Below are 20349 nucleotides of genomic sequence, written 5' to 3' on the forward strand. Positions count from 1 at the left end.
TTCCCTAACATGCCCCGTGGACGACACCGCCATTCCCAGCCGCTGCACCGGCTGCTTCCGCCCGCGACGGTTGCCGGCTCGGCCGCGGCCCTCGCCGTCGGCGCGCTGGTGATCGGTGATCCGGTGCTGCTCCGTGTGTTCGTCGTCGCGGCGGCAGGTGTCGCCGGTGGCGGCGCCTTCCTGCTGCGCAGTTGGGACCGCGCCGCGGGCAAGCAGGTCGCCGACCTCAAGACCGCGCGGGTGCGCGACGAGTGGCGTGCCGACGAGCGGATCGCGGAGCTCGAGGTGGACCTCGAGGACTCCCGCGAGCTGCGCGGCAAGCTGGAGAACAAACTGCGCGGCAAGCGCGCCGAACTGGCCCGGCTCCGCTCGGAGCACGCGGACCTGCTGCGCCGCTACGCCACCGCCGAGTCCGAGCGGGCCCGCGCCCTGGAGGACGGCCGCGTCGCGAAGAAGGCGGTCGGCTCCGCGCTGCCCGTGCCCTACACGGCGCCGGTCAGCCCGGCCGCGTACCTGCGGGCGTCCGCCGCGCTGCGGGACCTGTCGCGCAACGGGGCCCGCCAGCAGGCCGCGCTCACCGTCGAGGAGGCGCGCCGTCGCGACCTCGCGGACACCGACGAGCCGCAGGGCAGGCACGCGCTGGACCCGGCGGTGCGCGACCGTCCCGACGACCCCACCACCGGCGGCAGCGGGAGCACCCCGGCACTGCCGGTGCGTCAGCCCAAGCTCGTCCCCGCGGTCGCCGCGGCCGTGCTGCCCTACGCCAGGCCCAACCGGCAGGCCAGCCGCGCCCAGGGCGGCTTCGACTTCTTCGGCACGAAGAACGAGAAGGCCCGCCCCCAGGAGCTGGAGGCGGCCGGCGAGACGGCGCCCGCGGACGCGGACCTCGCCGACGTCGTCGGGGACGAGGCCGTGGCCGAGCAGGCCGAGGTCATCGACCTGACCGCGCACGACGAGACCGAGCAGCTGGACCTCAGCGAGCTGCGCGCCCGCTCCTCCTGACACCCGGCGGCCGCGGGCCGCCCGGGGGCGGCCCGCCGGTCACTTGTCGATGTCGCCGACGACGAAGAACATCGAGCCCAGGATCGCCACCATGTCGGCGACCAGCGTGCCCGGCAGCAGCACGGCCAGCGCCTGGACGTTGTTGTAGGACGCCGAGCGCAGCTTCAGCCGGTACGGCGTCTTCTCGCCCTTGGACACCAGGTAGTAGCCGTTGAGTCCGAGCGGGTTCTCGGTCCAGGCGTACGTGTGGCCCTCGGGGGCCTTGAGCACCTTCGGCAGCCGCTGGTTGATGGGGCCCGGGGGCAGCTCGGCCAGCCGGTCCAGGCACGCGTCGGCGAGGTCGAGGGCGTTGTGGGTCTGCTCCAGCAGCACCTCGAAGCGGGCCAGGCAGTCGCCCGCGGTGCGGGTGGGGACCTTCAGGGTGTCCGCAAGCTCCCCGTAGGCCAGGTAGGGCTCGTCCCGGCGCAGGTCGAAGTCGACGCCCGAGGCGCGGGCGATCGGCCCGCTCACCCCGTAGGCGTGCACGTTCCGCGCGGAGAGGACGCCGACGCCGCGGGTGCGGCCGCGGAAGATCTCGTTGCCCAGGACGAGGTCGTCGAAGGTGCCCATGCGCGAGCGCACCTCGGCGACGGCGCTGCGGACCCGGCCGTGCCAGCCGTTGGGAAGGTCCTCCTTGAGGCCTCCGACGCGGTTGAACATGTAGTGCATGCGGCCGCCGGAGACCTCCTCCATGACCGCCTGCAGGTCCTCGCGCTCGCGGAACGCGTGGAAGATCGGGGTGATCCCGCCCAGTTCGAGGGGGTAGGAGCCGAGGAACATCAGGTGGTTGAGCACCCGGTTCAGTTCGGCGAGCAGCGTGCGGGTCCACACCGCGCGCTCGGGCACCTCCATGCCGAGCATGCGCTCCACGGCGAGCACGACGCCGAGTTCGTTGGAGAAGGCGGAGAGCCAGTCGTGCCGGTTGGCCAGCATGATGATCTGGCGGTAGTCCCGGGCCTCGAAGAGCTTCTCGGCGCCCCGGTGCATGTACCCGATGATCGGCTCCACCGAGCCGATCCGCTCGCCGTCCAGGCTCAGGCGCAGGCGCAGCACACCGTGTGTCGAGGGGTGCTGAGGGCCGATGTTCAGCACCATGTCGGTGCCCTCGGCCGCGCCGCCGATGCCGATCGTGGTCTCCGTCATGGCCCCAGTTTCCCATCCCTTTACGCGCCCGGGGGCGTGCCCCCCGGGGCTTTCCCGGCCGCGGGCACGGGCTGCTCCAGCCAGAGGAAGCCGCCGAGCCCGGACGGGTCGGTGAGTTCGGCCGCCTGGCCCGCGCGGGCCAGGGCGCGCACGTAGCCGGCGGGGTCGGAGGAGGCCAGCGAGAGCGGCGGACGGCCCCCGGTGACTCCCAGGCCGCCCAGGGCGTCGCGCTGGCTGCGCAGGACCGCCCCGGGGCCCGCGCAGGCGTCCATCGCCACGTGCGCCGTGATGTCGCAGGAGCCGTCGGGCACCGGCGGCGAGAGCTCGCGGCCCGCCCGGAACGCGGTGAGCGTCCCGTACGGCGGGCGGGCCCCGGCCAGGTGCCCGTAGTCGACCGCGACCGCGAGCCCGGCCTCCAGGGCGGCCACCGCGGACGCCCAGGCGGAATCCCGCCAGCGGCCGATCTCCGCCCTGGTCCCGGCCTCCGCGCCCTCGACCGGCCACCAGCGGCGCAGCCAGTCGGCGTCCTCCCCGGACGCCGGTTCGCCGAGGCGTTCGGCGCCGTCCGAGGCGCGGACGAGGACGTGCCGGGGCACCCCGTGCGCGTCGGTCTCCACCACCCCGACCGGCACGTTGTCCAGCCACTCGTTGGCGAACAGCAGGCCCCGCAGGCCCCGCGGGAGCTCCTCGGACCAGGTCACCCGGGCGTCCAGGCCGTCCGGTCGCGGGGCCTTCTCCACGGCGTGCGGACGCAGGCGGGCGCGCAACGTGGCGGGAACCACATCGAGCACTCCCGTGAGCAGTTCCCCCGCGCCCGCGCCGACGTCCACCAGTGCCAGTTCGCCGGGGTGCCCGAGGTCCGCGTCGACGCGTTCCAGGAGCCTGGCGACGGCCCCCGCGAAGAGCGGCGAGACGTGGACCGACGTGCGGAAATGGGCGGCCGGGCGCTCCTGCCGGAAGAATCCTTCCGGGCCGTACAGGGCCCGTTCCGTGGCCTCCCGCCACCCCGTCCACGCGGCTGTGCTGTCGATCACGCCTCCACCGTATGCGCACAACCCGGGGCTTCGGACGGTTGAGCGGCCCATCACCGGTTCCAGGTAGGGTGCCGTGGTCAGAGGTGTGTCCGCCCGTGACGGCCGCGGATGAATCGATCATGAACCTCGGTCATCGGGACAGCGCACGCCTTTTGCCGGATGGCCCGGTACTGATAGGTGCTGTGCAAGCGACAGGCAGTGGAAGGTGAAGAGCGGATGACGGCCGGCGACAACGGTGCTCCTGAGCCCGGGAGTGACGACCCCTTCGCGTACCTGTACCGCCAGGACGGCGAGGAGCCGGGTCAGGCGGCTGCTGCCCAGCCCGGTGTGCCCCGCACCTCGTACAACCAGGTGCAGCGGGTCGGTGAGCGGCGCCCGCAGCAGCCGCAGCAGTCCCAGCAGGGTGGTTACGGCTACCCGCAGCAGCAGGCCGGGTACGGTCAGCAGCCGCCCGCCTACGGTCAGCCGCAGCCCCAGCAGGCGCAGCATGCCCAGGCGACCCAGCAGTTCCCCCAGGGCCCCGGCGGACCCTCCGGACCGGCGGGACCGGCCGGCGGCGGAAGCCGCCGCGCGTCCACCCCGCGCCCCGGCGGCCCCAACAGCAAGGGCCTGCTGATCGGCGCCGTCGCCGTGGTCGCCGCCGTCGCGATCGGCATCGGCGTCGCCATGGCGGGCGGTGACGACGACAACCCGCAGGCGGGCAGCACCCCGACCCCGACGGCGAGCAGCGACGGAGGCAAGGGCGACAACTCCGGCGAGCCCACGGCCTCGGCGAGCGCGACCGAGCCCGGTGTCGTCGACGCGGCGACGCTGGTCAATGCGGGCGGCGCGACGATCGGGTCCCAGTACAAGGGCACCCTGGCGGCGGGCGGCAAGTACGTCGAGAACATGACCGCGGTGGGCGCCTCGGTGACCTGGAAGGTCGACGTGCCGAAGGACGGCTCGTACGACTTCTGGATCCGCTACGCCAACGCGGAGAAGGACTCGGCCAGCGCCACGATCGTGGTCAACGGGGCGCCCCAGAGCTACAAGCCGGACCTGAGGAACTTCGGCAAGGAGGGCGACTGGAACCATTGGTACCGCTCTTACGCCACCCTCGACCTGAAGCAGGGGAGCAACACGCTCGCCCTGACCTGCGGTCAGGGCGACGCCTGCCACTTCAACCTCGACCAGCTGGCGCTGCTGGACAAGGGCCAGAAGCCCGCGGGCTGGTGAGGCTGATCCGGCTGCGGCCCGTCGCCCACGGCGGGCTACTGCCGTGAGTCGCCCTCACTGATCACGTCGACCCGCCCCAGCAGTTCCTCGTACACCCCGCGGTCGAACTCGCCCGCGACCGGCGCCGCCACGGTGGCCGCCGAGAGGGCGACGGCGCGGGCGAGGCGCCGCGGCCAGTCGAGGCTCTCGACGATCCCGGAGAGCAGGGCGGCGACGGCGGAGTCGCCGGCTCCCGCGGGGTTGCCGGGGACGGGCGCCGGGGGCCGGGCGGTCCACACGGTGCCGTCCTCGGCGAGGGCGAGCATCCCGTCGGGACCGAGTGAGGCCGCGACGGCGCGGGCGCCGCGGCGGCGGGCGTCACGGGCGGCGCGCATGGGCTCCGTCGCGCCGGTGAGCCCGGTCAGTTCGGCGGCGTTGGGCTTGACCAGATCGGGCCGGGCGGCCAGGCCGCGTCGCAGGGGCTCGCCGCTGGTGTCCAGCAGCACCGGAACGCCCGCGGCGCGCGCGTCCCGGACGAGATCGGCGTAGCAGCCGACGGGCAGCCCGGGTGGCAGGCTGCCGCACAGCGCCACGGCGCGCGTCGTGCCGCCGGCCAGGAACGTGCGGTAGGTGCCGAGGAAGGCAGCCCACTCCTCCGAAGTGATCGTCGGCCCGGGCTCGTTGAACATCGTGGTGTCGCCGCCCGACTCGTCCACCACGCCCACCGTCCGCCGGGTGCTGCCGGAGGTGGGCACGAGGGCGTCCGTGACGCCGTCGATCCCCGTCAGGTGGGCGCGCAGCCGGTCACCGGACGCGCCGCCCGCGAAGCCGGTCGCGACGGCCTCGTGGCCGAGCGCGGCGAGCACGCGGGCGACGTTCAGCCCCTTGCCGCCGGGACGTTCCGCGGCCTCCGACACCCGGTGGGTGGTGTGCGGCCGCAGCCGGGGGACGCGGTAGGTCACGTCGATGGCGGCGTTCAGCGTGACGGTGACGATCACCGCGTGATCCCTTCGAACAGCGTGTGCGACGGGAAGGGATCATGCCAAAGGAACGCCCGCAGGCACAGACCCCGCCGCCCGGGGTCCCGTCAGGGCTCGACGACCCAGCTGCCCTTGCGCATCACGCCCACGAGGTCGAACGACGCGTCCAGGACCACCAGGTCGGCGTCCTTGCCCGGCTCCAGGGAGCCGATCCGGTCGTACGCGCCCAGCAGCCGCGCAGGGTTGGCGCTCAGCGCGCGCACCGCGTCGGCGACGGGCAGCCCGTCCACGGTCACGGCCCGCTTGAACGCCGTGTCCAGGGTGAGCGTGGAACCCGCGATGGAGCCGCCCTCGACGAGCCGGGCGACGCCGTCGACGACGTCGACCTCCATCGGGCCCAGCAGGTAGCGGCCGTCGCCGAAGCCGGCGGCGTCCATGGCGTCGGTGATGAAGGCGACCCGGTCGGCGCCGGCGCTGCGGAAGGCCATCTCCAGGACGGCCGGGTGGAGGTGGACGCCGTCGTTGATGAGCTCGACGGTGACCCGCTCGTCCTCCAGCAGCGCGGCGATCGGGCCGGGTTCACGGTGCAGCAGCGAGGGCATGGCGTTGAACAGGTGCGTCGCCACGGTGGCGCCCGCGTCGACGGCCTGCAGGGTGGCCTCGTACGCGGCGTCGGTGTGGCCGACGGCGGCGATGACGCCGTGCTCCGCCAGCATCCGCACCGAGTCGAGCCCGCCGGGCAGTTCGGGGGCGAGGGTGACCATGCGGGCGGTGCCCCGGGCGGCGTCGAGCAGCTTGCGGACGTCCGAGGGATGCGGGTCGCGCAGCAGCGAGGGCTTGTGCGCGCCGCGCCGGTGCGGGGAGATGAACGGCCCCTCGAAGTGGATGCCGGCCAGGTCGCCCTGCTCCACCAGCTCGGACAGCAGTGCGGCCTGCCGGGAGAGGTCGTCCAGGTCCCCGGTCACCGTCGAGGCGAGCAGGGTCGTGGTGCCGTGCCTCCGGTGGGTCGCGATTCCGGTGAGGACGGCCTCGGCGTCACCGGAGGAGAAGGACGCGCCGCCGCCGCCGTGCACGTGGATGTCCACGAAGCCGGGGACGATCCAGTGCCCCGTCAGGTCGCGGGTGGACGCCTGGCGCGGGTCGTCCGCGACGATCGAGCGGCCCTCGACGGTCACCCGGCCGTCCTCGACCACGCCGCCCGGCAGCACCACACGGGCACCGGTCAGCACGCTAGTTGCCGCAGTCAAGCGGTCACCTCCACGGAGAGAAGGTCCCAGGCGAGCAGCCCTGCGCCCAGGCATCCGGCGGTGTCCCCGAGGGTCGCCGGCACGATGAGGGGGAGTTGCTGGAAGGTCAGCCGCCGCTCGACGGCGGCCCGCAGCGGCGTGAAGAGGGTGTCGCCCGCCTCGGCGAGCCCGCCGCCCACGATCAGCGTGCCCGGGGTCATCAGCGTGATCCCGGTGACCAGGCCGTCGGCGAGGGCGGCGACGACCTCGTCCCACACGGCCGCCGCGCGGGGGTCGCCGGCCTCGACGGCGGCGGCGCAGCCGGCGGCACCGGCGTCGGGACTGCCGCCCGCGGCCTCCCAGGCGCGGGCCACGGCGGTGGCGGAGGCCGCGGTCTCCAGGCAGCCCCGCTGCCCGCAGCCGCAGGCCGGGCCGCCGGGGCGGACCACGATGTGCCCGAGTTCGGTGGCCTCGACCCGGCCCTCGATGCCGATCGCCCCGGCGATGCCGGTGCCCAGGGCCACGAACAGGAACCGCTCGGCGCCCCGCCCCGCGCCCAGCCGGCCCTCGGCGAGGCCGCCGGCGCGCACGTCGTGGCCGAGGGCCACGCGGGTGCCGTCGAGGCGGCGGGTGAGCAGGTCGCGCAGGGGCGCGTCGCGCCAGCCGAGGTTCGCGGAGTAGACCGCGACGCCGGCCCGCTCGTCGACCAGCCCGGGCACGGCGACGCCGGCCGCGGCGGCGGGCTCGCCGTAAGCGCTTTCTCCGTACGCCCGAAGATCCGCGGCGAAGTCGAGCAGGGACTCGACCACGGCGTCCGGGCCGCGCTCCCGGCCGGTCGGGCGGCGCGCCTCGTGCAGCAGCGTGCCGTCCGTCGCGACCAGCGCGGCCTTCATGCCGGTGCCGCCCACATCGAGGGCGATGACGTGTCTCACGGGGGACAGTGTCGCGCGGTACACCACAAAAGGTCTAGTCCACTCGTGGAAAGAGATCGCGTGCCGTGCGCGGGGCAAGTGGTGTAGACCTCATGGACCGCCCGGACGGGGACTCCGTGCGATCGGATCATCACGCAGCGGGGTCGCCGGCGCCGCGGATATGGTTGTCCGATGGAACGGGACGAGAGCGGGGCGGACGCGGCCTCCCCGGGGGACGGGCTGACGGAACAGGACCGCGCAGTCCTCGACATCGCCCGCCGCGCCTGGGCGGGCCCCGGCGCGAAGGAGCGCGCGATCCGCGAACGCCTCGGCATCTCCCCCACGCGCTACTACCAGCTGCTCAACGCCCTCCTCGACGACCCCCGCGCCCTCGCGCACGACCCCGTCACGGTCAACCGCCTCCGCCGCACCCGCGACACCCACCGCACCCACCGCTGACGCCGTCCGGCGGTGACCGGCTGTCCCCGGTACGGATGTTCGGCCGTCCCGCCGTCTCGCGCCCTACGGGCGCAAGGACGCGGGCTGCGGCTGGGGAGGGTGGGGCCCCGGCCTCCCCACCCACAGCCTCACGCCCGCCGACCGGCCCCGGGAACACCGCCGGAGGCGGGATGCTTCCGTACGCCGGGCACGCCCCCCGCAGGGGTCGGTATGGTCGTGGGCATGAGCCGCAGCCGCAGGGACGAACTGCCGGTACCGACGACGCCCGAGGGCAAGGACGGCCTGGCCGCACTGCTCGCGGAGCCCCGCAGGGCCGTGCTGGCACTGGACTTCGACGGGACGCTGGCCCCGATCGTGCCGGATCCGGACGCCGCGCGGGCCCATCCCCGCGCCGCCGCCGCGCTGGCCCGGTTGGCGCCGCGGATCGGGTCCGTCGTGGTCGTGACGGGCCGCCCCGCGGGCGTGGCCGTGCGGTACGGAGGCTTCGCCGGCGTACCCGCGCTGGAGCACATGGTCGTGCTGGGCCACTACGGCGCCGAGCGCTGGGACGCCCGTTCCGGCGAGGTCAAGGCGCCCGGCACGCACCCCGGGGTCAACGCGGTGCGGGCCGAACTGCCGGGCGTGCTGGACGCGATCGGGGCCTGGCGGGGCACGTGGGTGGAGGACAAGGGCCGCGCGGTGGCCGTCCACACGCGCCGCACGCAGGATCCGCAGGCGGCGTTCGAGTCGCTGAGCGGGCCGCTGCGCGAACTGGCCGACCGCCACGGGCTGATCGTGGAGCCGGGCCGGATGGTGCTGGAGCTGCGGCCGCCCGGGATGGACAAGGGCGTGGCCCTCAACGACTACCTGCGCGAGGTCGGCGCCGGTCCCGTGCTGTACGCCGGTGACGACCTGGGCGACCTGGCCGCCTTCGGCGCCGTGGAGAAGCGGCGCGCCGACGGCCTCCCCGGTGTGCTGGTGTGCAGCGGCAGCGCGGAGGTGGCCGAACTGGCCGCCCGGGCCGACCTCGTCGTGGACGGCCCGGAGGGCGTCGTCGCGCTGGTCGACGCCCTCGCGGACGCCCTTGAGGAGCGGGACGCTCAGGACGGCGCCGAGACCCACCCGCCGGTCAGCGACTGAACCGCGGACCCGTCGAGGTCCGCGAGCTTCACGCCCGTGAACTCCTTGGCCCGCGGCGAGGTCTGGACGCGGAAGGGCGGCCGCTCGGCGGCCAGGACCGCGACGATGGGCGCCGCGGCCTCGTCGATGGTCTGGGCGGCCGCGAACGCCTGAGTGGTGCGGTCGAGGTAGTGGGTGAACGCGGGCCGGTAGGGCCCCGCGGCCGCCGCGTACGCGGGGATGTCGATGCCGAGGTTGGCGACGAACTCGCTGCCGACCGCGCCCGGTTCGACGACGCTCACGGTGACCCCGACCGCGGCCGCCACGGGCGCGAGCGACTCCATGTAGCCCTCGACCGCGAACTTCGCGGCGCAGTACGCCTCGTTGAAGGGCTGACCGACGACGCCGCCCACGCTCGTGACGGTGACCAGCCGTCCGCCCGAGGCGCGCAGGTGCGGCATCGCGGCCTTGGTGACCTCGACGACGCCGAAGAAGTTGACCTCCATCGTGGCGCGGACGTCCGCGACCGTCTCCAGCTCGATCGTGCCGACGTGCCCGGCGCCGGCGTTGTTGACCACCGCGTCCAGGCGGCCGAACTCCACGACGGCGTCCTCCACGACGGCTGCGACGAGCCGGGCGTCGGTCACGTCCAGCCGCCTGACGTGGACGTGGTCGGCGACCCCCGCCCCGGCCGCGGCCTTGCCGAGGGCGTCCGCCTTCCCGGGGTCGCGCATGGTCGCGACGACGTCCCAGCCGGCGCGGGCGGCGGCGACGGCGGCGGCCAGGCCGATGCCGGAGGAGGTGCCGGTGATCAGGACGGTCCTGCGGGTGCCGGTGGTCATGGGGTCTCTCGCTCTCTGCGGGTGCTGATGACCGCACCCTAAGCAGCCCGGCTCCGCACCCATGGCAGGCCGACGGCCCCGCCCCGTCACCCCACCCCGTCAGCCGCGGCCCGGGGAGCCCGCGTCGTGGACGAGGACGGCGATCTGGACCCGGTTGTTCAGGCCGAGCTTGCCGAGGATGCGGGAGACGTGGGTCTTCACCGTCGGCACGCTCATGTGGAGGCCGGCCGCGATCTCCGCGTTGGACCGGCCCTCCCCGATGGCGAGGGCGACCTCGTGCTCCCGCTCGCCCAGCGAGGCGAGCCTGCGCCGGGCGGTGGACCGCGCGCCGCGTCCGCCCTCGGCGTCGGAGCCGGCGACCTGGGCGATCAACTGCCGTGTCACCGCGGGGGACAGCACCGGTTCGCCGGCCGCCACCTTCCGTACCGCCTCCACGATCTCGCGGGGCGCGGTGTCCTTCAGGACGAACCCCGCGGCGCCGGCGCGCAGCGCCCGCAGCACGTGCTCGTCGGTGTTGAAGGTGGTGAGCACGATCACCTCCGGCGCGCCGGGCCGCGCCCGCAGCGCCTCGGTCGCCGTGAGCCCGTCCACGACGGGCATGCGGATGTCCATCAGCACCACGTCGGGGGAGTGCTCCCGGACCAGCGCCGCGACCTCGCCGCCGTCGGCCGCCTCGGCGACGACCTCGACGTCCGGTGCCCCGCCGAGCATCATCCGCAGCCCTGCCCGCACCAGCGGGTCGTCGTCCACCAGCAGCAGCCGCACCATCCTCACGCCGCCCACGGTAGCCAGGCGCGCACCCGGAAGTCACCGCCGGAGCGGCCGTGCTCCAGGTCGCCCCCGGCGAGCGAGGCCCGCTCCGTCAGCCCGATCAGCCCCTGCCCGGCGCCGGGGATGGCGGGCACCACGGCCGCCGCGGCCGGCACCGGGTTGCTGACCTCGACCGTCAGACCCCGCGCGGGACCGCCGGCGAGACGCACGGTCACCTCCGTGCCGGGGGCGTGCTTGCGGGCGTTGGTCAGCCCCTCCTGCACGATGCGGTAGGCCGTGCGCCCCGAGGCGGCGGGGGCCGCCGACGACACGGCGTCGTCGTCCGCCTCCAGCACGATCCGCATCCCGGCGTCCCGCGACTCCTCCACCAGCCGCGGCACGTCCGCCAGCGTGGGCTGCGGCCGACCGCCCGCGCCGTCCGCCGTGGCGGGCCCGGCCGGCTCGCGCAGGACGCCGATGATGCCGCGCAGGTCGTCCAGCGCCTGGTGCGCGCTCTCCCGGATCACCCCGGCGGCCCGCTCGATCTCCGCGGGGGACGCCCCCGGGTGGAACTCCAGCGCTCCCGCGTGGACGCTCAGCAGCGACAGCCGGTGCGCCAGCACGTCGTGCATCTCCCGCGCGATCTCCTCGCGGGCCTGCCGCCGACCGCGTTCGGCGTACGAGGCCAGCAGCTGGCGCCGGGAGCGCACGTAGAGCCCCCAGCCGATCGAACCCGCCATGATCACGAAGAAGGTCATCGCCGAGCCCGTCTCCGGCAGGTCCGGGTCGGGGCCCCGCGCCACGAACAGCGGCAGCGGCGCGAACGCCAGGGCCGCCACCCAGGCCGTCGTGCGCAGCGGCCGGTACGCCGCCACGGTGAAGACCGCCACCGCGGTCGGGCCGCCGACCAGGTGCGCGAACCACCCGGCCACCAGCAGCACCACCGCCAACTGCACCGGCCACCGCCGCCGCAGGAACAGGGCCGCGCACGCGGCCGCGCTGACGGCCTGCTCGACGGGGCCGATCGAGGCGCCCACCCCGTCCACGGACAGCACGGAGAAGGCCGCCGCACCGAGGAAGACCGCGATGTCGGCGACGAGGCCCTTCCGTACGCGTCGCATTCCTCCGAATGTACGGTCCCGGGGCGCCGGCACCACCCCCGCGCCCCAAGTCGAGACTTTCGGACGACAGCCCCCGCGCGATCGGCGACTTTCGCCGACAGCCGACGCGGGCGCCCGCTCCCTAGCCTCGTGGCATGAAGGGATTCCTCGGCTTCCTCGGCTTCGTACTGCTCTCCCAGGGCATCGGCGGCATCGCCTACCAGCTCACCGGCGGCTGGTTCCGGCTGTGGGCGCTGACGCACCGGATCGGCTTCCTGGACGGCTACGAGATCTACGTGTGCGTCCTCCTGGTCGTGCTGGGCGTCGCGGTCTGCTTCGCGGCGGAGTCGGCGGGCAAGCGCGCCTGACGCCCGGCCGGGCACGGCCCGCCCCGGTCCCCCGTTCCTGTGTGACGGGGGGCCGGGGCGGTGGCACGTGGAAGGGGTGGGGTCACCAGTTGTTGTTGTTGTCGCGGACGATCGCGGCGCACTCCACGACGGCGCGGGCGGTGGGCCTGATCATCACGCCGTCGGTGTTCCGGACCGTGACCGTCCATCCGTTGCCGGACCGCTGGCTCGTCAGCACGACCAGGACGGGGTCGCTGAGGACGAAACCGCCGCCGGTGACCTCGGTGCGCGAGGGGCAGCGCGCCGAGACGGTCTGCGTCGCGCCCGAGGGCACGACGGCGGAGACACCCAGGAACTCGGCGGTCCTCAGCCGCCCGAAGTTGTCACGGTTGCCATTGCCCTGGACGGGGTTTCCGGCGGCGTCTTCGGCGACCGCGGCGGTGCGCGCGGCGGCGGTGGCGTTCAGGGGGGCGACGAATGCGGTGGTCGTGACGACCGCGGCAGCGACCGTCATGGTTCCGGCGACACCCCAAAGCACATTACGACGGGGTCGACCGGGCAGGGTCTTCTTCGCTCGTATGTTCATCTCTCTGCCTTCGAAGATGACGGAAGGAGCTCGCTCCGGGTCGAAGCGATTGCGCTCATCGTCACCTTGTGCGAGGCGTTCCGCACTTTGAGTGACCAAAGAGGATGAACGGTGTCCGGGCCGAGATCTGACGGAGCGGCGGAACGCACCGCGTGCGAAGCCGTGTCCCGCAGGGGCGGGAACTCCGCCCGCGTGATGCCGGTCCGGGCTGGTCTCGACCCGGCCGGTGCCGATCGTGCAAGCGCCGGCCGACCGCCGGTCCCCAGCCCACGTGGGCCGGGAATCCCCGTCGCTTGGGACGGGGAGGGTGTCCGTCAGTCGGCCGTCCCGGGCGGGACCACCCATCGCACGGGTTGGCCGGTGACGCCGGCGATCAGGTCGAAGTCGCCGTCGTAGTGCAGGACGGTCACGCCGTGCCGCTCCGCGGTCGCCCCGATGATCAGGTCCGCAAGCGACAGGGCCTTCCAGTTGCCTGTGGTGATGAGGCGCGTCTGCACGTCCGGTGCGCGGTCCCAGGCCTCGTCCGGCGTCGGCAGCCGGTCGAATCCCCGCATCCCGTCGCGGATGCGGTCCGCGTCGGTCTCGGACCGCGCGCTGTGCAGTACCTCCAGTTCGACGGCGCCGCAGACGGCGAGCAGCCCCGCGTTGTGGAGGGGCTTGATCACGGCCTTCACCGAAGGCTTCGGGTAGCGCGCAAGGGCGGACTCGTCGATGAGGAAGCGGTCCCTCATGCGGCCCGGTTCGGGTCGTCCGCCGACGCGCCCTCGCCGGTGAGGTCCGGAAGGCCGCCATCCTCAAGCCAGTTGAGGAACGAGGCGCGCTTGCGGCGCTTGATCGCGTCTTCCAGGGCGGCGTTCACCGTGGCGACCTTGGTCGTGGTCCCGAAGATCTCAGCCGCCTCCGCCAGCATCTGGTCGTCGACGTCTATGACGGTGCGGGTCATGCGAGCCTCCTCCGGCACGGGTGTCCGGCTCAGCGATATCAAAATGAGCCGTAGATGATATCGGCGACCGTTGACGGCTTCACACGGGGCCGCTGTCGCGTGATGCCCGCGCGGACCAGTGCGGCGCCGCGCGGAGTGTCCGACGCGGCGTCGGGTGCGGGGGCGGCGGTGGAGCAGGGCGGACAGGGGCCGGTCCGGCCGGGCGGCAGCGGGTCGCCGCAGCCGGGGCACTCGGGGAGCGGGGTCGCCGGGGCGGCGGGGTCGCGGGCGGGGCGCGGTGCGGGGAGCTTGTCGCGCAGGCGCCGGGCGACGAAGCCTGCGGGTGAGTGGACGGTGTGCGGCAGCCCGGAGGACAGGGCGGTGCGCAGTTCCAGCTCGCTTACGCCGTGGGCCAACCAGCGGGCGGCGAGCGGGGCCAGCCGCACGGCCTCGGCCACGCCGAGGGCGAGCCTGGCCTCCCGCCGTCCCAGGCGCTGCAGCGCGGCCGCCGCGCGGGCGACCAGCGGCTCGTCGGCGGGGGGCTCGGGGTGGGAGGTGTTCTCCTCCTTGTTCTCCCCCTTGGGGGATGCGCCGACGGCCCGTACGGACGGCGCACCGGCGGTCAGGACGCTGCCACCCGGAGCCGCGAAGGCCGCCTCGATCTCCGCGGGGTCGCGCAACGGCACGTTGGAGACGAGTACCCGGGTCGTCCAGCGGCCGGTCTCGGGGCTCTGGGTGCGGCGGGTGTGCACATAGCCCTCCGCCTCCAGCTGCTGCCGGGCCCGGCGCAGGGCGATGCGCCCTTCGGGCATCTTCTCGCCGATGGACTGCAGGGTCTCCCGGGACCCCTCCGGCAGGGAGAGCGCCCATTGCAGCAGCCGTACGGCGGTGCCGTTCAGGCGCGGATGGCGGATGAGGTCGTTCGGCGTCTGGGAGAAGAAACGGGACGGCGGGATAGCATGACGAATCATCCGCGGGCTCCTGTGTAAGCCTCGTAGGTGTAGGCCCCCGGCCGGTGTTGGCGCACCACTGGGGGCCGCTTCATGCGCTGGGCACGAAGGGTGATCGGCCGATTACTCTACCGGTGTCCCGGTGTTGTCGGCGGCGAAGGCGACGAACGCCGTCCACGCCTCGCCGGTGAAGGCCAGCGCGGGCCCGGCGGGGTCCTTGGAGTCCCGCACGTGCACGGCGCCGGGGGCACGGGCGACCTCGACGCAGTCGCCGCCCTCGCTGCCGCTGAAACTGCTCTTGTACCAGGCGAGTCGGGATGTCATAGCTCCCCCGCAATCTGCTCGATCACACTGGCGGAGTCCCCCACGCTGAGGGCCTGTGAGCGGATCATCGCATAGCGCTGGTGGAGTTTGCTGACCTCGTTCCGGCCGTCCGCCAGCACGCTGCGGCCCTGGACTTCGAGATAGGCGAGCAGCCGCAGATCCGGCGTCTCCAGCAGGGTCATGGGGCCGTCGAAACCGGCGTGCGCCGCGTGGGAGAGCGGCATGACCTGGACCGTGACATGGCGCAGCGCGGCGGCCTCCAGCAGCCGCTCCAACTGGCTCCGGTGGACGGCCCGTCCGCCGACCGGGCGGCGCAGCACCCACTCCTCGATGACGAAGGCGAGCTGCGGGGCGGGAGCGCGGGTCAGGAGCGACTGCCGGGCCAGCCGGGCGCGTACGCGGCGCTCGACCTCCTCCGTCTCCAGCGTCGGGCAGTAGGCGCCGAGCACCACGCGGGCGTAGTCCTCGGTCTGCAGCAGGCCGTTGATGACGTGCGTGTCGTACTTGTAGAGGCTCACCGCCACGCGCTCCAGCTCCGCGTACTCCTCGAACCAGGAGGGGAACTCGGCGCGTTCCAGATGGCACGCCGCGGACCGCAGCACCCCGCCGCCGTCGCCCAGCAGGATTCCCGCCTTCTCCACGAACGCCGGCGGCGGCATCCGCTCGCCGCGCTCGATCTTGACGACCAGCGACTTCGAGTAGCCCACGTGCGCGGCCAGTTCGTCGGTCGAGACCCCGCGGGCCTCCCGCAGGGACCGCGCCACGGAGCCGAACATCCGCATGCTGGCCGAGCCCTCGCCCTTCGCGGACACGGCACCACCTCCCGGTACACACGCCGTACACAGCCGCGGACCGGCCCCGACACAACTGACCAGGGGTCAGATCCGCCCTGGTCAGGCTAGCCACGGCAGGGAACCGTTGGACCCATGACGCAGGAATCTCCACCCGCGGCGGCGATGCGCGTCGTCGCCGAGCCCGCCCGTATCGCCGAGGTCCGCCGGGCCGTACGCGAACAGCTCCGCGCCTGGGGGCGCGAGGACCTGGCGGCCGCCGCCGCGCTGTGCGTCACGGAGATACTCGCCAACGTGCACCGGCACGCGGGCTCCCCGGAGTGCGAGCTGACCCTGGTCGACCTGGCCGCGGAGGGGGTGCGGGCCGCGGTCAGCGACCGTTCGCCCGTCCTGCCGGTCCCGGCCCCCGGGCCGCCGGACTGGGCGGCCGAACGCGGGCGCGGCCTGCACCTGATCGCGGCGGCGGCCCACCGGTGGGGCGTGCGGCCGACGCCCGACGGCAAGCAGGTCTGGGTGGTGCTGCGGTGAGGCCCGCCTCGTGGACCTGGCTGGACGACACGGCGTTCGGCCCGGTGGCGTTCCTGCTGCTGGCCCACCCGCAGGGGCGCGGCACGGCGGAACTCGCCGCCCTCCTCGGGCTCGCCGAGCCCGGGCGGCGGCTGCCGGAGCTCGGCGAGCGGATCGCCGTCCGCAGTGCCGGGCGGGCGGTGGTGCGCGGCGCGGACGGCGGGGCGCTACTGGAGGTCGCGGCCGGTGAGCGGTGGTCCGCCTTCGTCGCGAGCGGCGGACCGGTCGCGCTGGTCGTGGGGCTCGACCCGCTCGCCCGCCGCGCACCGCTGCCGGAGGTGGAGTTGTACCTGGCCCTGGGCACGACCGGCGGGCGCATCCGGCTGGGGATCAGCCGGCGGGCGCCCTCACGCTCCCGCTGACCGGGGCCGTCGGCGACGCCGGCCCGGCTCAGCCGATCAGCCGGCCCGCGTGCTGCGCGGCGAGGCGGACGGGGGCGTTGGAGGCCCCGTAGCCGCGGTAGGCGGCACGCTGGACGACCTCGAAGAAGACGCGGCCCACCGTCTCGGTGTAGCAGTGCAGGAAGGCGCCGTGGGCGTCGCGGTCGTAGAGGATGCCCAGTTCGCGGTAGGTCTCCAGTTCGTCGGGGGTGAGGTCGAACCGCGCCGCGAGGTCGTCGTGGTAGTTCGCCGGAACGGCGAGCAGGCGGCCGCCCGCGGCCCGGACGCGGCGCGCGGTGGCGACGAGGTCGTCCGTGGCCAGGGCGATGTGCTGGGCGTGGGCCGTCCGGTCGTCGGCGGGCGCGGGGCCGACGCTCAGCACGATGCGGACGCCGCCGTCGGGGCTCGTGACGGCACGGCTGCGCAGCAGCCCGTAGGGGTCGGCGACGTCGACGCTCTCCTGCGGGCGGAGCCCGAGGACGCCGCGGTGGAAGAGCGCGGCCTCGTCGAAGCGGTGCCACGGCTGGGTGAGCGCCAGATGGTCGACGCGCCGGATGCCGGTGCCCCCGTCCGCGATCCCGCCGGTGTCGGAGCCGGGGCCGGTGTCGGTATGGGCGCCGAGCGGCGCGAAGTCGGCGAGCCAGCCCTCGGTGCCCGTGGTGTCGGTGGCCACGAAGAACAGCTCGGTGCCGTCGGGCGCGGCCACCGCGTCGAGCGGCGCGTCCCCGGGGGCGCGGCGGCGGGGCAGGACCGGCGCCAGCATCGCCTCCGCCCGCCGGGCGGCGCCGGCCGGGTCGGGGGACTCCAGGCCGACCGCGGCGAGCTCCGGTCCCCGGCCCTCCCGCCCCTCGGCGGGTGCGGTGTTGAGCAGGACGCGGGCCTCGCCCTGCTGCCACAGCTCGACCGGCTTGCCGCGGTGCCGGGCGGTGCGGGTGAAGCCGAGCGCCCCCAGCAGCGTGGTGAGCGGCTCGGTGTCGGGCGTCGCGAGTTCGGCGAAGGCGATCCCGCCGGGCACCACGGGCGGGGGCGGCGCGTCGGTGCCGACGGCCTCCTGCAGCAGCCGCAGCGAACGCTGGGCGTCCACGGCGGTGCGGCCCGCGTCGGCCTGGCGGAAGACGTCGTTGAAGACCTCCAGCGAGAGCGGCCCCTCGTACCCGGCGCGCAGGACGTGCCCGACCAGCCCGGCGACGTCGAGGCCGCCCTGTCCGGGGAAGCACCGGTAGTGGCGGCTCCACTGGAGCACATCCATCGCCATCGGCGGGGCGTCGGCCAGCTGCAGGAAGAAGATCTTCCCGCCGGGGATGTCCTCGATGCCCTTGGGGTCGGAGCCTTTGGCGAGGATGTGGAAGCTGTCCAGGCACACCCCGAGCGCCGGGTGGTCCGCGGCCTCGACGATGCGCCAGGCGTGGTCGTAGGTGTTCACCCGACGGCCCCATGCCAGGGCCTCGTAGGCGACCTTGACCCCGTGCTCCGCGGCCAGCTCCGCCAGCCTGCGCAACTGGTCGGCGGCGAGCGCGTCGTCGTCCGGGGCGAGCGGCGAGACGCTGGAGCAGACCAGCACGGTGTCCGCGCCGAGCCGCCGCGTCAGCCGGAACTTGTGCTCCGCCCGGCGCAGGTTGCGGGCGAAGACGTCCTCGGGCACGGCCTCGACGTCGCGCAGGGGCTGGTAGAGGTCGATGGCCAGCCCGAAGTCGGCGGCACGCGCCCGGATCTCCTCCGGGGCGATCGGCGCGGCCAGCAGGTCGTTCTCGAAGACCTCCACGCCGTCGAACCCGGCGCGGGCGGCCGCGCCGAGCTTCTCGGTGAGGGGGCCGCTGAGCGAGACGGTGGCGATGGACGTGCGCACGGGGGTTCCTCCTTGCTGCGGTGGGTCTCGGACGCCTCAGTTCCAGGCGCCGGCGGCACCGGGGGCGCCCGCGGCGAGTTCCGCGATGTCGGCGAGCATCCGGGCGCTGCCGGGTTCACGGCCGGTGAAGAGCCGGAAGGCGTCCGCGGCCTGGAAGGCGGCCATGCCGCCGCCGTCGAGCGTGGCGCAGCCCGACGCGCGGGCGGTGCGCAGCAGTTCGGTCTCCAGCGGCCGGTAGACCACCTCCGCGACCCACAGCCGCGGACGCAGCAGCCGTGCCGGGAGCGGCAGTCCGGGGTGGGCGGCCATGCCGGTGGGGGTGGCGTGCACCAGGCCGTCGGCGGCGGGCAGGAGCGCGGACAGCCCGGCGGGTGCGCCGGCGACCGCCCGGCCGGGGCCGAAGTGCCGCTCCAGGGCGGCCGCGAGGTCCGCCGCGCGGTCCGCGAGGGCGTCCACGACGGTGAGCCGCCCGGTGCCGAGGGTGAGCAGCGCGTGGGCGACGGCGGTCCCCGCGCCGCCCGCGCCGAGCTGTACGACGCTCTCCATGGGAACGTCGGGCAGGCCGCGGGCGAAGGAGGCCGCGAAGCCGGTCACATCGGTGTTGTGGCCGGTGGCACGGCCGTCCCGGAAGACCACGGTGTTCACGGCACCGAGCGCCTCGGCCTGCGGGGAGAGCGCGTCGAGGTGCTCGATCACCAGTTGCTTGCAGGGATGGGTGATGTTCAGCCCGTCGTAGCCGGTGTCCCGCGCGGCCCGTACGAGGCGGCCGACCGCGGAGGGCGGGACGCCGAGCACGTCGAGGTCGAGCAGCCGGTAGACCAGGCGCAGGCCCTGGCGGGCCGCCTCGCGCTCGTGGAGCGCGGGGCTGAGCGAGGGTCCGATGCCGGAGCCGATCAGGCCGACGAGATACGAGTCCTGGGGCACCGTGGCTCCTCGATCCTCGATTAATGTACGAACTGGTCCGTTAGTAATACCAGGGCGGGGCGGCGGTGGGAAGACCGGCCGTCAGGCGGCCCCCCTACAATCGCGAGCACGGGACCGAGCGAAGGAAGCGGATGGCCACTGCGGAACAGCCGGCGCGGACGGGCGGGCGGACGCGCGACGCGGCCCGCACCCGCAACGAGATCCTGGACGTGGCCACGGAGGAGTTCGCCCGCGCCGGCTACGCCGGGGCCCGGGTCGACGAGATCGCCGCCCGCACCCGCACCACCAAGCGGATGATCTACTACTACTTCGGCGGCAAGGAACAGCTGTTCACGGCCGTGCTGGAGCGCGCCTACTCCGTGATCCGGCAGGCCGAGCAGGACCTCGACGTGGACCACCTGGACCCGGTGGCCGCCATCCGCAGGCTCGCCGAGCTGACCTTCGACCACCACGAGGCCCACCCGGACTTCATCCGGCTGGTGAGCATCGAGAACATCCACGAGGCCGAGCACATGGCCGCCTCGGAGCAGCTCAGCGCGCTCAGTTCGCCCGCCATCGACGTGCTGCGCCGCATCCTGGCGGCCGGCCGCAGGTCGGGTCTGTTCACGGCCGACGTCGACGCCGTCGACCTGCACGCGATGATCAGCTCCTTCTGCTTCTTCCGGGTCGCCAACCGGCACACCTTCGGCGCCCTGTTCGGCCGCGACCTGGTCGCCGCGGACCGTCGCGAGCACTACCGGGCGATGCTCGGCGACATGGTGATCGCCTATCTGACGGCGGAGCGCACCGCCGGCTGACGGCCCGGCGGCCGATCGCCCGCGCCCGTCCGCCGCCCGTCCGCAGGTCGTCCGCTGATCCTCCGACGCGACCCCTTGACACCCGGGAGAGGCTGCCCCACCATCCGTAGCCACCCGCTATTAACTATCCAGTGGGT

24 protein-coding genes and 1 pseudogene are annotated in these 20349 nt (G+C 74.4%); 9 read left to right on the forward strand and 16 right to left on the reverse strand.

Annotated elements, in window-relative coordinates; translation table 11 throughout:
- Positions 1-9 precede the first annotated feature (9 nt).
- Positions 10-1002: a hypothetical protein gene (locus OIE69_RS22460; protein ID WP_326574940.1), complete on the forward strand. Its 993-nt coding sequence runs from the start codon at positions 10-12 to the stop codon at positions 1000-1002.
- Between the two features lie 39 nt (positions 1003-1041).
- Here OIE69_RS22460 and OIE69_RS22465 read toward each other — a convergent pair whose 3' ends face one another.
- Positions 1042-2184, reverse strand: a complete 1143-nt coding sequence (locus tag OIE69_RS22465) for an NADH-quinone oxidoreductase subunit D (protein ID WP_326574942.1) — start codon at positions 2182-2184, stop codon at positions 1042-1044.
- 20 nt (positions 2185-2204) lie between these two features.
- Positions 2205-3218: an SAM-dependent methyltransferase gene (locus OIE69_RS22470; RefSeq protein ID WP_326574944.1), complete on the reverse strand. Its 1014-nt coding sequence runs from the start codon at positions 3216-3218 to the stop codon at positions 2205-2207.
- 216 nt (positions 3219-3434) lie between these two features.
- Between OIE69_RS22470 and OIE69_RS22475 the strand changes: the two genes are divergently transcribed.
- A complete protein-coding gene (locus OIE69_RS22475; protein WP_326574946.1) occupies positions 3435-4433 on the forward strand; it encodes a carbohydrate-binding protein in 999 nt (332 codons plus the stop codon).
- Positions 4434-4468: 35 nt separating this feature from the next.
- Here OIE69_RS22475 and OIE69_RS22480 read toward each other — a convergent pair whose 3' ends face one another.
- The 3 genes from OIE69_RS22480 to OIE69_RS22490 all read right to left on the reverse strand — a co-directional run bounded on the left by OIE69_RS22480 (position 4469) and on the right by OIE69_RS22490 (position 7550).
- Complete coding sequence (locus OIE69_RS22480; protein ID WP_326574948.1) at positions 4469-5410, reverse strand: 1-phosphofructokinase family hexose kinase; 942 nt, start codon at positions 5408-5410, stop codon at positions 4469-4471.
- A gap of 89 nt (positions 5411-5499) precedes the next feature.
- Entirely contained in the window at positions 5500-6693 is a 1194-nt protein-coding gene (gene nagA / locus OIE69_RS22485; protein WP_392567554.1) for an N-acetylglucosamine-6-phosphate deacetylase, read from the reverse strand.
- The gene (locus tag OIE69_RS22490; RefSeq protein WP_326574952.1) at positions 6636-7550 is read right to left on the reverse strand and encodes an ROK family protein; all 915 of its coding nucleotides are present in this window, start codon (positions 7548-7550) and stop codon (positions 6636-6638) included. Before OIE69_RS22490 ends, nagA begins: the two co-directional genes overlap by 58 nt.
- Positions 7551-7721: 171 nt before the next feature.
- On the opposite strand from OIE69_RS22490, the gene OIE69_RS22495 reads away from it, so the two are divergent.
- The gene (locus OIE69_RS22495; RefSeq protein WP_326574954.1) at positions 7722-7988 is read left to right on the forward strand and encodes a DUF3263 domain-containing protein; all 267 of its coding nucleotides are present in this window, start codon (positions 7722-7724) and stop codon (positions 7986-7988) included.
- A 222-nt stretch (positions 7989-8210) separates the two neighbouring features.
- Positions 8211-9107: a trehalose-phosphatase gene (gene otsB, locus OIE69_RS22500; protein ID WP_326574956.1), complete on the forward strand. Its 897-nt coding sequence runs from the start codon at positions 8211-8213 to the stop codon at positions 9105-9107.
- On the opposite strand, the gene OIE69_RS22505 is transcribed toward otsB, so the two are convergent.
- From OIE69_RS22505 to OIE69_RS22515, 3 genes are all read right to left on the reverse strand, one after another.
- Positions 9068-9928 (reverse strand): SDR family NAD(P)-dependent oxidoreductase, encoded by an 861-nt coding sequence (locus OIE69_RS22505; RefSeq protein WP_326574958.1) that lies wholly within the window; start codon positions 9926-9928, stop codon positions 9068-9070. The genes otsB and OIE69_RS22505 overlap by 40 nt on opposite strands.
- Before the next feature lie 99 nt (positions 9929-10027).
- On the reverse strand, positions 10028-10696 hold the full coding sequence (locus OIE69_RS22510) for a response regulator transcription factor (protein ID WP_326581349.1): 669 nt from the start codon (positions 10694-10696) through the stop codon (positions 10028-10030).
- A gap of 2 nt (positions 10697-10698) precedes the next feature.
- Positions 10699-11799, reverse strand: a complete 1101-nt coding sequence (locus OIE69_RS22515; protein WP_326574960.1) for a sensor histidine kinase — start codon at positions 11797-11799, stop codon at positions 10699-10701.
- 134 nt (positions 11800-11933) lie between these two features.
- Between OIE69_RS22515 and OIE69_RS22520 the strand changes: the two genes are divergently transcribed.
- The gene (locus tag OIE69_RS22520) at positions 11934-12146 is read left to right on the forward strand and encodes a hypothetical protein (protein WP_326574962.1); all 213 of its coding nucleotides are present in this window, start codon (positions 11934-11936) and stop codon (positions 12144-12146) included.
- An 82-nt stretch (positions 12147-12228) separates the two neighbouring features.
- On the opposite strand, the gene OIE69_RS22525 is transcribed toward OIE69_RS22520, so the two are convergent.
- On the reverse strand, positions 12229-12639 hold the full coding sequence (locus OIE69_RS22525; protein ID WP_326574964.1) for a hypothetical protein: 411 nt from the start codon (positions 12637-12639) through the stop codon (positions 12229-12231).
- A 216-nt stretch (positions 12640-12855) separates the two neighbouring features.
- On the opposite strand from OIE69_RS22525, the pseudogene OIE69_RS44770 reads away from it, so the two are divergent.
- A pseudogene (locus OIE69_RS44770) lies at positions 12856-12999 on the forward strand (RNA-guided endonuclease TnpB family protein); the annotation flags it as partial.
- 26 nt (positions 13000-13025) lie between these two features.
- On the opposite strand, the gene OIE69_RS22535 reads toward OIE69_RS44770, so the two are convergent.
- The 5 genes from OIE69_RS22535 to OIE69_RS22555 all read right to left on the reverse strand — a co-directional run bounded on the left by OIE69_RS22535 (position 13026) and on the right by OIE69_RS22555 (position 15719).
- The gene (locus OIE69_RS22535; protein ID WP_326574966.1) at positions 13026-13442 is read right to left on the reverse strand and encodes a PIN domain nuclease; all 417 of its coding nucleotides are present in this window, start codon (positions 13440-13442) and stop codon (positions 13026-13028) included.
- Positions 13439-13654: a type II toxin-antitoxin system VapB family antitoxin gene (locus tag OIE69_RS22540; RefSeq protein WP_326574967.1), complete on the reverse strand. Its 216-nt coding sequence runs from the start codon at positions 13652-13654 to the stop codon at positions 13439-13441. Before OIE69_RS22540 ends, OIE69_RS22535 begins: the two co-directional genes overlap by 4 nt.
- A 38-nt stretch (positions 13655-13692) precedes the next feature.
- Positions 13693-14604: a hypothetical protein gene (locus OIE69_RS22545; RefSeq protein WP_326574968.1), complete on the reverse strand. Its 912-nt coding sequence runs from the start codon at positions 14602-14604 to the stop codon at positions 13693-13695.
- A 102-nt stretch (positions 14605-14706) separates the two neighbouring features.
- The gene (locus OIE69_RS22550; protein WP_326574969.1) at positions 14707-14907 is read right to left on the reverse strand and encodes a DUF397 domain-containing protein; all 201 of its coding nucleotides are present in this window, start codon (positions 14905-14907) and stop codon (positions 14707-14709) included.
- A complete protein-coding gene (locus tag OIE69_RS22555) occupies positions 14904-15719 on the reverse strand; it encodes a helix-turn-helix domain-containing protein (RefSeq protein ID WP_326574970.1) in 816 nt (271 codons plus the stop codon). Before OIE69_RS22555 ends, OIE69_RS22550 begins: the two co-directional genes overlap by 4 nt.
- A gap of 114 nt (positions 15720-15833) precedes the next feature.
- Between OIE69_RS22555 and OIE69_RS22560 the strand changes: the two genes are divergently transcribed.
- Positions 15834-16226 (forward strand): ATP-binding protein, encoded by a 393-nt coding sequence (locus tag OIE69_RS22560; protein WP_326574971.1) that lies wholly within the window; start codon positions 15834-15836, stop codon positions 16224-16226.
- The gene (locus OIE69_RS22565; protein ID WP_326574972.1) at positions 16223-16627 is read left to right on the forward strand and encodes a hypothetical protein; all 405 of its coding nucleotides are present in this window, start codon (positions 16223-16225) and stop codon (positions 16625-16627) included. The genes OIE69_RS22560 and OIE69_RS22565 overlap by 4 nt, the downstream gene beginning before the upstream one ends.
- Positions 16628-16655: 28 nt before the next feature.
- On the opposite strand, the gene OIE69_RS22570 is transcribed toward OIE69_RS22565, so the two are convergent.
- On the reverse strand, positions 16656-18491 hold the full coding sequence (locus tag OIE69_RS22570; RefSeq protein WP_326574973.1) for a bifunctional sugar phosphate isomerase/epimerase/4-hydroxyphenylpyruvate dioxygenase family protein: 1836 nt from the start codon (positions 18489-18491) through the stop codon (positions 16656-16658).
- A 36-nt stretch (positions 18492-18527) separates the two neighbouring features.
- Positions 18528-19415, reverse strand: a complete 888-nt coding sequence (locus OIE69_RS22575) for a shikimate dehydrogenase (protein WP_326574975.1) — start codon at positions 19413-19415, stop codon at positions 18528-18530.
- A gap of 131 nt (positions 19416-19546) precedes the next feature.
- Here OIE69_RS22575 and OIE69_RS22580 point away from each other — a divergent pair, with 131 nt between their 5' ends.
- Positions 19547-20212: a TetR/AcrR family transcriptional regulator gene (locus tag OIE69_RS22580; RefSeq protein ID WP_326574977.1), complete on the forward strand. Its 666-nt coding sequence runs from the start codon at positions 19547-19549 to the stop codon at positions 20210-20212.
- The last annotated feature ends 137 nt before the right edge of the window (positions 20213-20349 follow it).

It is taken from the genome of Actinacidiphila glaucinigra (genome assembly GCF_035918135.1).
Lineage (GTDB): Bacteria > Actinomycetota > Actinomycetes > Streptomycetales > Streptomycetaceae > Actinacidiphila > Actinacidiphila glaucinigra.